The following is a 15,082-nucleotide window of genomic DNA, read 5'->3' on the forward strand; positions in this document are numbered from 1 at the left end:
CCTTACTCAGCCATCGCAAAATCCCCACACCCCACCGCTTCCGACGAAACGCCCTGAACACTCGCACTACGCCCCGGCGCAAACCCGGGAAAGAACACCAGCCCCTGCGCCTCGAACCGGTAAGCCAGCGCCAGTCGCGCCGCATCCGCTACATCCTGCTGCGCTTCAAAGCGTTGAATGTCTTCAACCGAAACTTCAGCCTCCCGCGATAGCTGTTCCGCGCTCCAGCCCAGCATCGCTCGGGCCTGGACGCAGTGCGTCGGGGTGAACTGGAAAAGGGCAATGCGTTCGAGGATGTGGTTCATCGCAAGAGAGGCCATGGTGTGCTCCGGGCTCAAGAGTGCTGATTGAAAATATACTGTGTTTTTGTACAGTTGTTTTCGGCCGGGATCAAACGCATTTTTTGATTTGCGCTAATTCGCCGCCTCCAACCAGACGGACGGTGCCTGCCCGAGGATCCGCCGGAACATCGTCGAGAACGCCGCCGGGCTCTCATAACCGAAGTCCAGCGCGATGCGCGTTACCGCTTCACCCGAGGCTAAACGTGCCAGCGCCAGGACCACGCAAGCCTGCTGCCGCCATTGTCTAAAGCTCAGCCCGGTTTGTTGGCGAAACAGTCTGTTGAAGGTACGCAAGCTTATGTGTAATTGGTCAGCCCACTGCTGTGGTGATTGGTGGGCGTACGGCTGATGCAGAAAAGTCTGACACAGAGACAGGAGCTTTCCGTCAGTCGGCAGCGGAATGTGCAACGGCAGCGGCGCACTGCGCGTCAATTCATGCAGCAACAGATCAATCAACACACCATCGCGCCCGCCGAGGTCATAGGTAAGCGGTACTTCCACCGCCTCCATCAGCAAATGCCGCATCAACGGCGACACACTGATCACCTGGCAGCGCTCACCCAAATCCACCGCACCGGGTTCGATGTACAAGCTGCGCGTGCTGACCCCAAGCATCAACACCTCATGCGCCACCCCCGGCGGAATCCACACCGCTCGCTGCGGCGGCACCACCCAGTTGCCGTCATGGGTGCTGACCTGCATCACACCGGTCGCGCCATACAACAATTGCGCCCGTCGATGCGTGTGAAAAGGCAGCAAGTGACCGTGGGAATAATCCGTACCGATCGCCACCACCGTGCGCGGTGTGTCATCCAGCAGATTGATCGAAACATTGCGCATCAGGCGTTTCCCGGTGGTTGGCGTAAACGCAAACATTATTGGCTGACTTGCTGAAGCAGGCCAAGCGCTGCCGCTCTATCGTCGACCGCTCTCCCACCACGGACACCTCGACATGTTCTATCCACTGCTGACTCTCTTCGGCTGCCTGACCGGTATCACCGCCGTGCTGTTCGGCTTCGGCGGCGGCTTCGTCGTGGTGCCGCTGCTGTATCGCCTCCTCACCGCGAGCCACGGCGCCGACGACCCGATCGGCCAGTCAGCGATGCACATCGCCGTCGCCACTTCGACCTGCGTGATGATCGTCAACGCCCTGATCGCCACCGACAAACATCGTCGCGCCGGCAATCTCATCCGCCATTACCTGTGGCCGTTGGGAGGGTTTATCGGCGTGGGTGCGGTCGTGGGTGCAATGGCGGCGGTGTGGGTCAGCGTCGACGTGATTCGCTACGCATTCATCGGCTACCTCGGCGTGACCATCTTCGATTGCCTGCTACGACGCGGCTTTCTCACTCAGAACCCAGACGTCATCCCACGCCGACTTGGCGCTACGGAAACTTCCGCAGGTGGTGTAGGCATCGGCGCCATCGCGACGTTTCTCGGTGTAGGAGGCAGCGTCATGACCGTGCCGTTGTTGCGTCGCTGTGGATTGAGCATGTCGCAAGCGACGTCCATGGCCAATCCGCTGAGCGTGCCGGTCGCAGTGGCTGGGACGCTGACTTACATGGTGCTGGCCGGGTTCAGTCAGGCTGAATTGGGCGCGTGGTTTGTCGGGTATGTGGATCTGCTCGCGTTTGCGGTGCTGACGGTGGGGTCGCTCATCGGGATTCGATTGGCCGCGCCATGGATTGGACGAATCCCGGATCGGGTACACGCGCGTGTGTACATCGGGCTGTTGCTGATGGTGATGATCAGCATGTGCTTGAGTTGAAAGCGACAGCGCTCGATTCCCCCGCGCAACCTCGACATAATCCGCAGCTTCTTTAGGCGGGCAGTTGCTCGTTTATTCAAGGATGAAGTGATGTTCCGAGGATTGTTACGCCTTTTCGCTGTTCTTTTTCTGACGGGGTTGTTTGTCTCGACTGCAACGTGGGCCGACAACGGCGCGCAGGTGTACACCGGCACCTTGGGTAAAGCGGCCATCGTTCTCGAAATAAACACTCGCACTGGAGACGGTCGTTACTTCTATAAGAAGTATCGCAAGGATCTGCCACTCGACGGCGCCCTGGACGGGGAAACACTGATGCTGGAAGAAGGTTCGCGGATGGAAGACTCGCGCCCGACCCTTCGTCTGCAGCCGACAACTCATGGTTGGTATGGCGAGTGGACGAGTACCGCTGGGAAAATCCTGAAGGTCGAGTTAGAACCAGCCGTCATCCCCGATGTACCCGACGATGCCTTGCCCTTTTTCACCATCCTTCACGACAAGTATCCTTACGAATATCTGCGACTGCAGGGCGTCACCCTCAAAAAAGGCAAGACCGACACCTTCATGGGCTACACGCTGCAGTGGTGGACCGAGCCGAAGACAGACACTTCTCTGTTCGAAGTGGTGACCGGTTACTCCCTCGAAGAGCGTCGACGTATCAACCAACAATTGATGGCGCGTTTGTGGGGCGAAGTGTTGTCGTCTTATGGCTGTTCTGGAAGTTATGCGCAGTGGAGCCAGCCACTGTGGATGTCGCCCACAGTGATGAGTGTGCGGATTTCATCGGACTATTACTGTGGCGGTGCCTATCCGGATCAAAGCCACGACGCGCTCAACATCGATACCAAGACAGGCAAGCTTCTGACCCTTGATGATGTTTTGTGGGTGGGGCAGGGCAAGCCGTTGCACTACGAGGAGTATGAAGATTTCGCCGCGGGCTCACCCGGCTCTTCGACAGCGTGGTCGAACTACCGCAACACTGAACTGGCACCTTGGTTGGTCGCACAGTTGCTGAAACTCTACCCAAACGAAATGACCGTCACCCTTGAGGGTGAAAACGATTGCGGCTACGACGAGGATTATCCCTGGCATTATCCGGGTTGGTACTTCACGGAACAGGGCATCAAGCTCGAGCCATCATTTGCCCACGTCGCGGCGGTCTGCGGATTCGTGGACTGGAGCGTTCTGCCGTACACAATCGTCAAACAACATCCGGGCGGGGTTGCACTGCAACTGCCTTGAGGTGGCGTTATCTTTCAAGCGCAGACTCTCGATTACCAGGCGTAACCCCGCCATAATCGCCGCGAATTTATCCGCGCCGGCCCTCCAATGCCGGCGCGGCCTCCGCCTCTTTCAAGGAACGATCAATGCTCAAGGGACTGATGCGCCTGGCAACCTGCGCCGCTGTGCTGTTCTCGCTGCAATCCACCGCACATGCTGAAGACAACCGGATGGTGTTCACCGGCACGTTGGGCAAAATGCCGATCGTCTTCGAAGTCGATATTAGTGACCCGGGGCAAGTCACCGGTCGCTACTTTTATGAGAAATTTCACCGCGATCTAGAGCTTAACGGCACCTATCAAAATGACATCTTGCTGCTCACAGAGGGCAGCAATCGTATGGACCCGGACAAGCCATTACCGACCCTCAAACTGCAACAGATTGATGGCGGCTGGAAGGGCGAATGGCAAAACCCGAAGGGCAAAAAGTTGCCCGTACTCGTCACTGATACGCCACTTCCCGAAGTGCCGGCGAATGCATTGCCCTACATCGCCAAGTTGCCCAAGAGCGAGCCCTACGAATATCTACGGCTTCAGGGACTGAGACTCAAACCCGGTAAAAAGCAGGACTTCATGGGCTACTCCCTGCAATGGTGGGAAGAGCCTGATACCAAGATGTCCATGTTCAGCATCGAATCCGGGATGCCAAAAGAAGATCTGCAACGGGTTAACCAGCAGTTGCTCGGGCGCTTGTGGGACGAGGCCATCAGTTACTACGGTTGCCAGTTGCGAGGTCGCGGTTACGCCGAATTCCTGCAGGACGTCACCCCGACATTTATCTCGCCCAGCGTCATCAGCCTGAACATCTCCACCAGCTACGACTGCGGCGGTGCGCACCCGGACTTCGGCGATTCACCACTTAACATCGATGTGAAAACCGGCCATCCGTTGTCGCTCGAAGACGTGCTCTGGGTGGGCGAGGGTCAGCCAATCCTTCACGCTGATCGTTACCGAGGCGGTGACCAGCCATTGACCGAGGCCGAAGACGCAGTGCGCTCAAAGTACCAACGCGAAATCTTCAAGCCGTGGCTAATAAAGCAGCTCACCGCACTGTACCCGGATGAAATGAAGAAACCGGCAGGCGGAGATGAAGACAGTTGCGACTTCACCAATGAAGACAACTGGAGCTATTCCAACTGGCACTTCACCGAAAAAGGTTTGTACATCGGAGCGTACTTCGCCCGCATAGAACGAGCCTGCGATTCACCCGACTGGTCGATCCTGCCGTACTCCCTCGTCAAACAACACCCCGGCGCCGTCAAACTGCAACTGCCCCAGGGCTAACCGTCACTCCAGACCCGGCGCTTCACGAATAATGAAGTGATCCAGATTCTCGATATTGGCATTGAAGACCTCGAAAGGCTTTTCGGGGTTCTTCTTGCCCGGCACCTGCTTCAACTCCGGCGTCACCCCATAGAAGAAACAGAACAACGCCTTGTCGCTATCCACCGCATGCTTGATCTCCTCCAGAAACGCCTTGCGCTTGCGGTAGTTGTCGATCAACTTCTTGCTCAGATAAACACTGACCGGATACGGCTTCTTCTTACTGTCCTCGGGCTTCTTGAACCAGACCTTGTCCTCGAAATCGATACGAAAACTGGCACTGTGGAAGTCCTCGATCTTCTTGATCCGCCCCCAGTAAATCAGCCCCTTGTTGTCCGTCAGATACTCAATCTTCTTGAAGAACGAACTGTACGGCGCCGAATGCTCGCCGACCTTCAACGGCATCCGCTTAAGCAACTCCTTGTCCGCGAAGTTGGAAACAAAACACTCCACCGGATGCGCAAACACACTGGTCTTGTCCGGCGCCGACTCACGCCCCGCCGACTCTTTACCACTCTCCGCCGTCACCCGCACCGGATCATCGCGCAACACATCCGCCGCCCCCGCTGGCGCGACAGGCTTGCGCACATACTCACGCCGGGTCAGCAACAATTCGGATGGGAAATGCTCCTCACGCCCGTCATCCAATTCACCATCCGCCGTCTCAACGCCCGATGCCGAAGCCTTCAAACTCACATACGGACAACCCGCCACATGCTGCGTAGTGGGCAGATTCTTGAAGTGCGGCGTGCGCACGTAATTCACGTTCTTGGCGTTGAACGTACCCAACTCGTTGGAAGCCTCGAACGCCGAACGACAGGCATCGTTGGGGCACTGGAAGTGTTCCTTCGCCGAGTCAAACGCCACCGTCTCATCGAAATTGAGATCGCGAACATCATAGATCGACAACTTGTCGTCGAGGCTGAGGCAGTAGGCGAGATCGAATTTCATGGTGGGGCTCGGATCCTTGAGTGGGGGAGGGGTATTAATAGCGGGAGGTGCGTGGTGGTGCACCTACTAATTCTTTTTTTGGTGCAGTGATGTGGTCATTTTCTAGGCTCCGCCAAAGCATTTTAAGAGCGAGAGGTGGAACACATGTCTCACCGAAAGGCTGAAACGTTGGCTTGAGTCAGTTGTGAGAGCCTTCCGTAAGTCGTGTAGGACTTTTCTCTAGATTTGGTAATCTCTAGCCTCTGATAAGAGGATGAGTGGATGCCAGCCGTAATTGCCGAGAATGATTTGTCAAAATGGGCCGATCAAACTGGGGTTCTCTACCACTTCCCGAAGCGGTACAAGGAAATCCTTATCCAGGGAATAGAGGTTATCTACTACAAAGGAAAACTGAAAAATAAGGCTTTTTCAGCGTTACGTTTGAGTTCTGCTCCTCATTATTTTGGCTTGGCCCGGATAGGAAGGGTGTACGCAGACAAGAACAGTAAGCGAGGAGACCTGTTTGCCTCTATTGAGGATTTTCGTCAGTTTGAGTCGGCAATCCCGATAAAGCTTGAGGGGGAGTACCTTGAGCAAATTCCCTCAAATCTAAAGAACAATTACTGGCGTAACGGTGTTCGATCCATTGATCAAACTGTGTTCGACCGGATCTCATCCAATGCTGTGCTGACGCCATCGCAGGCAAATGACTTCAGCCAGGTTGACGGTGCGGAGGATTTTGAAACTGTAATCGTTGGTACTGAAGGTAAAAAATCCACTTATTACGGTGTGAGATACGAGCGCTGTCCCAAGCTTAGACGTCAGGCTATCGCTATTCATGGCCTTCTATGTAAAGCATGTGATTTTGACTTTGAGAAAGCCTATGGGGCGCACGCGAAGGGCTTTATTCATGTACATCACGTGAAGCCAATTTCAGAATTTGAAGAGGAACAGGTTGTCGATCCACTGACTGACCTTATTCCTCTCTGTGCAAATTGCCACGCAATTGTTCATAGAAAGCCTCAGCAATTACTGAGTGTTGAGCAATTGAAAGGGCTTCTCAACGGTCGCTGGGTTTTCGATGATTTGACCTAAGTGAATGCGTAGATAACTGCAACGTATTTACGACCCGCCGCCACCAAGGATTAGCTTCGATCGTTCGTCGTCGCGGCTGATCATTTAATAGGTGCGGCATATCCCGAAGCCGAATCCACCCCTCATCCTGCCAATGCAGCAAACTCAACGACATCTCCGGCCAATCCAACAAACTCAACATTGGCCGATTTGAATCTCCCGAATCCGCAGCATCGCGCAAGGTCGGCACTACCTCATTGGTCAGCCACTCACGCAACAGCCGATTCCCCGGAACGTAGTGATACACCAACAGTGCATACACCCCGGACTCACTGAGCATCAACTGTTGTTCTGGTTCTCGAAAGTACTCAATCCACATGACGCGGCGTTGATCGCTATCTAGCTTGTTGACCACCCGATCATTCAGATGGAAACCCATCAAACGGCCAACATCGCGGGCGGAAAACCATGGCTGGTTTTCGAGTAGAAGGGCATGCAGAGAAAGGTTGTGGCGAGAGAAGACGGTTACCGAGCATGGGTTAGACATATCTATGACCTCTACGTTTGGAATTTTGGGAGGGCCTGACCCAACGTAGAGCGGACTTAAGAAATCCCAACGAGCAGAGCAGTTGCCACCGACGAATTACACGTCTGTGTCACTGACCAAGCTTTCTACGTTGGGCGTTTCTTAGGCACCTGCGATAGAGCTTAGTAGTGCTCGCAGCACGCTTCAATGGGAAGCGACTGTAAGTGCTGTAGGAGATTGAACGCTGTGGCGTAGGCGAAAAAAGGTTTATCTATCGCCCATAAAAAAGCCCCGATCAGATCGGGGCTCTTTGCTTTCTAGACTCGCCGACTCAAACCGCAATCGTCAAATCGTGCCGAGCGAGACTATTAGTCCCAGCTCAACGCACCACCAGTCTGATACTCAATAACCCGCGTCTCAAAGAAATTCTTCTCTTTCTTCAAGTCCATAATCTCGCTCATCCAAGGGAACGGGTTAGTCGTCCCTGGATATTCCTCTTTAAGGCCGATCTGCGACAAACGACGGTTAGCGATGAACTTCAGGTAGTCCTCCATCATCGCCGCGTTCATGCCCAGTACGCCGCGAGGCATGGTGTCGCGAGCGTATTCGATCTCCAGCTGCGTACCCTGCAGAATCATCTGGGTCGCTTCTTCCTTCATTTCGGCATCCCACAGGTGTGGGTTTTCGATTTTGATCTGGTTGATCACGTCGATGCCGAAGTTCAGGTGCATGGATTCGTCGCGCAGGATGTACTGGAACTGCTCGGCGACGCCGGTCATTTTGTTGCGGCGGCCCATGGAGAGGATCTGGGTGAAGCCGCAGTAGAAGAAGATGCCTTCCAGAACGCAGTAGTAGGCGATCAGGTTGCGCAGCAGCTCTTTGTCGGTGTCCGGGGTGCCGGTTTCGAACTTCGGATCGGAGATCGAACGGGTGTATTTCAGGCCCCAGGCTGCCTTTTTGGCGACCGATGGGATCTCGTGGTACATGTTGAAGATCTCGCCTTCATCCATGGCCAGCGATTCGATGCAGTACTGGTAGGCGTGGGTGTGGATCGCTTCTTCGAAAGCCTGGCGCAGGATGTACTGGCGGCATTCCGGGTTGGTGATCAGACGGTACACGGCCAGTACCAGGTTGTTGGCAACCAGGGAGTCGGCGGTGGAGAAGAAGCCGAGGTTGCGCATGACGATGCGGCGCTCGTCGTCGGTCAGGCCTTCCGGGTCTTTCCAGAGGGCGATGTCGGCGGTCATGTTGACTTCTTGCGGCATCCAGTGGTTTGCGCAACCGTCCAGATACTTCTGCCAGGCCCAGTCGTACTTGAATGGCACGAGTTGGTTGAGGTCGGCGCGGCAGTTGATCATGCGCTTTTCGTCAACGGCGACACGGGCGGAGGCGCCTTCGAGTTCGGCGAGGCCTTCGGCGACGTCGAGGGAGTTCAGTGCAGCCTTGGCGCGGGCGACAGCGGCCGAGTCGTCGGCGGTCACGGCGCGGGCTTCGATCGCGGCGGCACCGCCAGCGTTGTCGAGGCGGTCCATGTTGGCTTCAGTAGCGTGGCCGGCGTTGGCGCCTTTCACGGTTGCTACTTCACTGTCTTCTTTGTCGAATTCGTCCCAGCTCAGCATGACGTGTCGTCTCCTGCGTGAGGGCCTGTCGCCCGTGTGAAACCTGATTGGTTGGTTTTTCACACGGTCGTACAGACCGCGTTGGATCTTAAGGAATCGTTTTTTGCAGCAGCTAAGGCAGGCAATAAAACAGAATTTTGTACGGGTTTCCGAGAGCCTCTGACGGGCGCAGATCACGTTGAACGCGACTGCGGGGCTTCAGAATGGCTTTGATCCCTGTAAGGGAATATTGCTGACCCGATTAGGGCGGCATTATAGGGAAAAAAACACGCGCGTGGGGGAGGCGAATCAGCACAGGGCGGTCGATCAGGAGGGGTATTTCAGTCGGAGCGAGGGTTTACAGGGCTTTCGCGGATGTTGGCCGGTGAGAATTTTTTTTGATTAATTTTTTCGTCGGGCTTTGGTTGCTCAAGAAATGAGCAAAAAACCGCGTTTTTCACTATATCTTGTGTTTTGCAACCCTTTTCAACGACTCCAGACACAACTGAGCCCGACCGAAGTCGGGCTGGAATCGACCCTCAATGAAGCGCTGAGAGATCCAATTCGGTGCAGTCTCGAATCATCAATTGGTGCAGCCGTTGCCCATCACGCTGTAACGCAGGATGTGGCGCTGACCTTTGGAGTCGTCGTACTCCATTTTTGCCGGTACTACTTCGCAGACATTCGGAACTTCGCTCATGGAAACAACTTTGGCGATGTCCAGGTGCGTGGAGTAAGTGTATTCCTCGATCACCGGCTGTTGCTGTGCGACATCAGTCGGGACCTCATCTGCCATGGCGGTTGCGCACAGACTGCTGAGGGCCAGAACCAATAAAGCTTTCATTTCAAATTTACCTTTTTGAGGTCGAGTGGGGTCACGCAACCTTTATGGGGTTGCGTGTGTAACTTCATCGTTTGCAGTTATTACTTGAGAGCTGGATTAACGGCCTTCGTGGGGGCTGTAACGTTGTTAATCGCGTTTGCCTTATCGGCGAGGTGAATTTTAGGGAGATGGGGCGGGGGTAAACAGAGTGGGTTTTGATAAACACCTTTGGCGGATTTGGTAACAATCCCTTTGAGATGGGGTAGAGGCTGGATTGAGAACCGGGTGTTTTGTCTGTGGGACCGAGTTGTCTGAATCGCTGGCAAGCCAGCTCCCACAGGGTTCGCGGGTGTTTTGGAGGTTGGTGTCTGGCTAGTAAACGAGGTAGGTGGAGGATTTGTAGGGGCTTGTTACTACCATCGTCGAATGGTTCTATGGCCCCCGCCCCGTTACAACAGGGTCATACAAAAACAACTATTACACCGAGGTAGGAAAGATGAGTGCGGCTTCTCTGTATCCCGTTCGTCCCGAGGTTCTGGCTAACACGCTGACTGACGAGGCGACCTACAAAGCCATGTACCAGCAGTCGGTCGTCAACCCTGACGGCTTCTGGCGCGAGCAAGCCAAGCGTCTCGACTGGATCAAACCTTTCACCACGGTGAAACAGACGTCGTTCGACGATCACCATGTCGACATCAAGTGGTTTGCCGACGGCACCCTCAACGTTTCCTACAACTGCCTCGACCGTCATCTGGCCGAGCGCGGCGATCAAGTCGCGATCATCTGGGAAGGCGACGATCCTTCCGAAAGCCGCAACATCACCTACCGCGAACTGCACGAACAAGTGTGCAAACTGGCCAACGCCCTGCGTGGTCAGGACGTGCACCGCGGCGACGTGGTGACCATTTATATGCCGATGATTCCCGAAGCCGTGGTCGCCATGCTGGCCTGCACCCGGATCGGCGCGATTCACTCGGTGGTGTTCGGCGGTTTCTCGCCGGAAGCCCTGGCCGGTCGCATCATCGACTGCAAATCGAAAGTGGTGATCACCGCTGACGAAGGCATTCGTGCTGGCAAGAAGATTTCCCTCAAGGCCAACGTCGACGACGCGCTGACCAACCCGGAAACCAGCAGCATCCAGAAAGTCATCGTGTGCAAGCGCACCGGTGGCGACATCAAGTGGAACCAGCATCGCGACATCTGGTACGAAGACCTGATGAAAGTGGCGGGCACCGTTTGCGCGCCGAAAGAGATGGGCGCTGAAGAAGCGCTGTTCATCCTTTATACCTCCGGTTCGACCGGCAAGCCGAAGGGCGTGCAACACACCACCGGCGGTTATCTGCTGTACGCGGCGATGACCCACGAGCGCGTTTTCGACTACCGTCCAGGCGAAGTCTACTGGTGCACCGCCGACGTCGGCTGGGTCACCGGCCACAGCTACATCGTCTACGGCCCGCTGGCCAATGGCGCGACCACGCTGTTGTTCGAAGGCGTGCCGAACTATCCGGACATCACCCGGGTGGCGAAGATTGTCGACAAGCACAAGGTCAATATCCTCTACACCGCACCGACCGCGATCCGCGCGATGATGGCCTCGGGTCAGGCTGCGGTTGAAGGCGCGGATGGCAGCAGCCTGCGCTTGCTCGGTTCGGTCGGTGAGCCGATCAACCCGGAAGCGTGGGATTGGTACTACAAGAATGTCGGCAAGTCGCGTTGCCCGATCGTCGATACCTGGTGGCAGACCGAAACCGGCGGCAACATGATGAGCCCGCTGCCGGGTGCTCACGCGCTGAAGCCGGGTTCGGCGGCACGCCCGTTCTTCGGGGTGGTGCCGGCGCTGGTCGACAACCTCGGTAACATTATTGAGGGCGAGGCTGAAGGCAATCTGGTGATTCTCGATTCGTGGCCGGGCCAGGCGCGCACGCTGTATGGCGATCACGATCGTTTCGTCGATACCTACTTCAAGACCTTCCGTGGCATGTACTTCACCGGTGACGGCGCGCGTCGTGATGCCGATGGTTATTACTGGATCACCGGGCGTGTCGATGACGTGCTTAACGTGTCGGGTCACCGCATGGGCACGGCGGAGATCGAGAGCGCGATGGTTGCGCATCCGAAAGTTGCCGAGGCGGCTGTTGTGGGTGTGCCGCATGACATCAAGGGGCAGGGCATCTATGTCTATGTCACGTTGAAGAATGGCGAGGAGCCGACCGAGCAATTGCGTCTGGAGCTGAAGAACTGGGTGCGCAAGGAGATCGGGCCGATTGCTTCGCCGGACGTGATCCAGTGGGCGCCGGGGCTGCCGAAGACCCGTTCGGGCAAGATCATGCGCCGGATTCTGCGCAAGATTGCCACGGCGGAATATGACGGGTTGGGGGATATCTCGACGCTGGCGGATCCGGGTGTGGTGCAGCATTTGATTGATACGCACAAGACCATGAATGTTGCTTAAGCGTTAGAAGCATGGAAGCCCTGTCCGGCTTTGCCGGGTGGGGCTTTTTTGTGTCAGGGGGGTTTGTGGTGGTTGGGCGGGCCTCATCGCGAGCAGGCTCACTCCTACAGGGATCGCATTCCACCTGAAGAAACGCGATCAACTGTAGGAGTGAGCCTGCTCGCGAAGGCAATTTGTCAGACGCCGAGGTAGTCCGCTGTCAGACCTCGAACTCACCCAACCAATAATTATCGATCTCCCCCGTAAGACCTTTCCCGCTGTTACCCGCCGCGTTTCACGTAACCGAATGTGTAACCGCCCGCCCCGCGACGGGGCAAAGGGAAACGCATCGCCCCGTTTTAGAGCCTCTAACCCCCCAGTGAAAAATAAGACACAACGCTGCGCTTGCCGGATTAGAAGGGTTTGCGAATAATAGGCCCGCAATTTGCAGCATAGATCGGTTCACTGTCTTTCGCTCTTGCATGAAATTGCAGGGCTGTCAATGTGCCAAAGTCGCTTTCTCTGTGCATCTGTAATTAGTTGTCGCATTGAAGAAATATCGGCTTCCGGCCTGTCGTTAGAATGCCGATCACTCGCTCATCGTGGCTGACGTTGAAACCTCCTTCGGTTTCAACGGGAAATTTCCCACCGATGCAGCAACCGATTTCCCGATTCACCCATTCGCATATTGGGCTGTCGCTCACTCTGCCGTTTTTGCCCTTTACCGATGGAGTCCCAAGATGAAGAAACTTGTGCTGCTTGGCGCCCTGGCACTGTCCGTGCTGTCGATGAACGCCTTCGCTGACGAAAAACCTCTGAAGATCGGTATCGAAGCGGCTTACCCTCCGTTCGCCTCGAAAGCGCCGGATGGCAGCATCGTCGGTTTCGACTACGACATCGGCAACGCTCTGTGCGAGCAGATGCAGGTCAAGTGCGTGTGGGTCGAGCAAGAGTTCGACGGTCTGATCCCGGCACTGAAAGTGCGCAAGATCGACGCGATCCTGTCGTCGATGTCGATCACCGAAGACCGCAAGAAGTCGGTCGACTTCACCAACAAGTACTACAACACCCCGGCACGTCTGGTCATGAAGCAAGGCTCCGTTGTCAGCGACAACCTGTCTGAGCTCAAAGGCAAGAACATCGGCGTACAACGTGGTTCGATCCACGAGCGCTTCGCTCGCGAAGTCCTGGCCCCACTGGGCGCCGAGATCAAGCCGTACGGCTCGCAGAACGAAATCTACCTCGACGTGGCCGCTGGTCGCCTCGACGGCACTGTGGCTGACGCTACCCTGCTGCAAGATGGCTTCCTGAACACCGATTCCGGCAAAGGCTTCGCTTTCGTCGGTCCACAGTTCACCGACGTCAAATACTTCGGCGACGGCGTAGGCATTGCCGTGCGTAAGGGCGACGCCCTGAAAGACAAGATCAACGCGGCCATCGCGGCCATCCGCGAAAACGGCAAATACAAAGCAATCCAGGACAAGTACTTCGCCTTCGATATCTACGGCAAGTAAGACGTCTCTGCGACAAGTCCGAAATGGCGCAAGCAACAGGATCTCTGCGGTTTGCGCCATTTTTTCATCCCAACTTTCGAGGACCTGAATCATGTTGAAAGGCTACGGGGCTGTCATCCTCGATGGCGCATGGCTGACGCTTCAGCTCGCCTTGTCGTCCATGGCTCTGGCCATCGTTCTCGGGCTGATCGGTGTCGCGTTGCGCCTGTCGCCGGTGCGCTGGCTGGCCTGGCTGGGCGATCTGTATTCCACGGTGATCCGCGGGATTCCCGATCTGGTGCTGATCCTGCTGATTTTCTACGGCGGTCAGGACTTGCTCAACCGCGTCGCACCGATGCTCGGCTATGACGACTACATCGATCTGAATCCGCTGGCCGCCGGTATAGGCACCCTCGGTTTCATCTTCGGTGCGTACCTGTCGGAAACCTTCCGTGGCGCGTTCATGGCCATTCCCAAAGGTCAGGCCGAAGCGGGCATGGCGTATGGCATGAGCAGTTTTCAGGTGTTCTTCCGAGTGATGGTGCCGCAGATGATTCGCCTGGCGATTCCGGGCTTCACCAACAACTGGCTGGTACTCACCAAGGCGACCGCGCTGATTTCCGTGGTCGGTCTGCAAGACATGATGTTCAAGGCCAAGCAGGCGGCAGATGCCACCCGCGAGCCTTTCACCTTCTTCCTCGCAGTGGCGGCGATGTACCTGGTGATCACCAGTGTTTCGTTGCTGATCCTGCGTCAACTTGAGAAGCGCTACTCGGTAGGCGTAAGGGCGGCTGATCTATGATCTTCGACTACAACGTCATTTGGGAGGCCATGCCGCTGTACCTCGGCGGCCTGCTGACCACCCTCAAACTGCTCGCGCTGTCGCTGTTTTTCGGTCTGCTCGCGGCCCTGCCGCTGGGGCTGATGCGCGTCTCGAAGAACCCGGTCGTCAACGGCGCCGCGTGGCTGTACACCTACGTGATCCGTGGCACGCCGATGCTGGTGCAACTGTTCCTGATCTACTACGGTCTGGCGCAGTTCGAAGCAGTACGCGAAAGCTTCTTGTGGCCGTGGCTGTCCAGCGCAACGTTCTGTGCGTGCCTGGCCTTTGCGGTCAACACCAGCGCCTACACCGCCGAGATCATCGCCGGAAGTCTCAAGGCCACGCCGAACGGTGAGATCGAAGCGGCCAAGGCCATGGGCATGTCGCGCTTCAAACTGTACAAGCGCATTCTGCTGCCATCGGCCCTGCGCCGGGCACTGCCGCAGTACAGCAACGAAGTGATCATGATGCTGCAGACCACCAGTCTGGCCTCCATCGTCACCTTGATCGACATCACTGGCGCGGCGCGCACGGTCAACGCGCAGTTCTATCTGCCGTTCGAGGCGTACATCACCGCTGGCGTGTTCTACCTGTGCCTGACGTTCATTCTGGTCAAGCTGTTCAAACTGGCCGAGCGTCGCTGGTTGAGCTACCTGGCCCCGCGGAAGCACTGAT

At 56.2% G+C, this 15,082-nt stretch carries 14 protein-coding genes; 8 read left to right on the forward strand and 6 right to left on the reverse strand.

Annotated elements, in window-relative coordinates:
* Positions 1-2 precede the first annotated feature (2 nt).
* Both ACOYXE_RS00670 and ACOYXE_RS00675 read right to left on the reverse strand, forming a co-directional pair.
* Complete coding sequence (locus tag ACOYXE_RS00670; RefSeq protein WP_460927332.1) at positions 3-320, reverse strand: helix-turn-helix domain-containing protein; 318 nt, start codon at positions 318-320, stop codon at positions 3-5.
* A gap of 93 nt (positions 321-413) precedes the next feature.
* Positions 414-1,181 (reverse strand): AraC family transcriptional regulator, encoded by a 768-nt coding sequence (locus ACOYXE_RS00675; protein ID WP_460927334.1) that lies wholly within the window; start codon positions 1,179-1,181, stop codon positions 414-416.
* 112 nt (positions 1,182-1,293) lie between these two features.
* Between ACOYXE_RS00675 and ACOYXE_RS00680 the strand changes: the two genes are divergently transcribed.
* From ACOYXE_RS00680 to ACOYXE_RS00690, 3 genes are all read left to right on the forward strand, one after another.
* Positions 1,294-2,109, forward strand: a complete 816-nt coding sequence (locus tag ACOYXE_RS00680; RefSeq protein ID WP_460927336.1) for a sulfite exporter TauE/SafE family protein — start codon at positions 1,294-1,296, stop codon at positions 2,107-2,109.
* Positions 2,110-2,199: 90 nt separating this feature from the next.
* Positions 2,200-3,348 (forward strand): hypothetical protein, encoded by a 1,149-nt coding sequence (locus ACOYXE_RS00685; protein ID WP_460927338.1) that lies wholly within the window; start codon positions 2,200-2,202, stop codon positions 3,346-3,348.
* A 125-nt stretch (positions 3,349-3,473) separates the two neighbouring features.
* A complete protein-coding gene (locus ACOYXE_RS00690) occupies positions 3,474-4,670 on the forward strand; it encodes a hypothetical protein (protein WP_123594087.1) in 1,197 nt (398 codons plus the stop codon).
* Between the two features lie 3 nt (positions 4,671-4,673).
* On the opposite strand, the gene ACOYXE_RS00695 is transcribed toward ACOYXE_RS00690, so the two are convergent.
* Positions 4,674-5,660: a hypothetical protein gene (locus tag ACOYXE_RS00695; protein WP_123594086.1), complete on the reverse strand. Its 987-nt coding sequence runs from the start codon at positions 5,658-5,660 to the stop codon at positions 4,674-4,676.
* 261 nt (positions 5,661-5,921) lie between these two features.
* Here ACOYXE_RS00695 and ACOYXE_RS00700 point away from each other — a divergent pair, with 261 nt between their 5' ends.
* Entirely contained in the window at positions 5,922-6,734 is an 813-nt protein-coding gene (locus tag ACOYXE_RS00700) for an HNH endonuclease (RefSeq protein ID WP_123594085.1), read from the forward strand.
* On the opposite strand, the gene ACOYXE_RS00705 is transcribed toward ACOYXE_RS00700, so the two are convergent.
* The 3 genes from ACOYXE_RS00705 to ACOYXE_RS00715 form a co-directional block, all read right to left on the reverse strand.
* The gene (locus ACOYXE_RS00705) at positions 6,700-7,260 is read right to left on the reverse strand and encodes a BRO-N domain-containing protein (RefSeq protein ID WP_460927341.1); all 561 of its coding nucleotides are present in this window, start codon (positions 7,258-7,260) and stop codon (positions 6,700-6,702) included. The genes ACOYXE_RS00700 and ACOYXE_RS00705 overlap by 35 nt on opposite strands.
* Before the next feature lie 347 nt (positions 7,261-7,607).
* A complete protein-coding gene (locus ACOYXE_RS00710; protein ID WP_008084848.1) occupies positions 7,608-8,858 on the reverse strand; it encodes a ribonucleotide-diphosphate reductase subunit beta in 1,251 nt (416 codons plus the stop codon).
* A 562-nt stretch (positions 8,859-9,420) separates the two neighbouring features.
* Positions 9,421-9,681, reverse strand: coding sequence for a DUF2790 domain-containing protein (locus tag ACOYXE_RS00715; RefSeq protein ID WP_027612631.1), 261 nt, complete (start codon positions 9,679-9,681; stop codon positions 9,421-9,423).
* A gap of 475 nt (positions 9,682-10,156) precedes the next feature.
* On the opposite strand from ACOYXE_RS00715, the gene acs reads away from it, so the two are divergent.
* The 4 genes from acs (at position 10,157) to ACOYXE_RS00735 (ending at position 15,081) form a co-directional block, all read left to right on the forward strand.
* Positions 10,157-12,112, forward strand: a complete 1,956-nt coding sequence (gene acs, locus ACOYXE_RS00720; protein WP_007912698.1) for an acetate--CoA ligase — start codon at positions 10,157-10,159, stop codon at positions 12,110-12,112.
* A 719-nt stretch (positions 12,113-12,831) separates the two neighbouring features.
* Positions 12,832-13,605, forward strand: coding sequence for an ABC transporter substrate-binding protein (locus tag ACOYXE_RS00725; RefSeq protein WP_460927344.1), 774 nt, complete (start codon positions 12,832-12,834; stop codon positions 13,603-13,605).
* Between the two features lie 91 nt (positions 13,606-13,696).
* Positions 13,697-14,386 carry an ABC transporter permease gene (locus ACOYXE_RS00730; RefSeq protein WP_007912702.1) on the forward strand — a complete coding sequence of 230 codons (690 nt, stop codon included), beginning with the start codon at positions 13,697-13,699 and terminating at the stop codon, positions 14,384-14,386.
* Positions 14,383-15,081 carry an ABC transporter permease gene (locus tag ACOYXE_RS00735; protein ID WP_007912703.1) on the forward strand — a complete coding sequence of 233 codons (699 nt, stop codon included), beginning with the start codon at positions 14,383-14,385 and terminating at the stop codon, positions 15,079-15,081. Before ACOYXE_RS00730 ends, ACOYXE_RS00735 begins: the two co-directional genes overlap by 4 nt.
* Position 15,082 lies beyond the last annotated feature (1 nt).

The organism is Pseudomonas sp. MC6, from assembly GCF_054790575.1.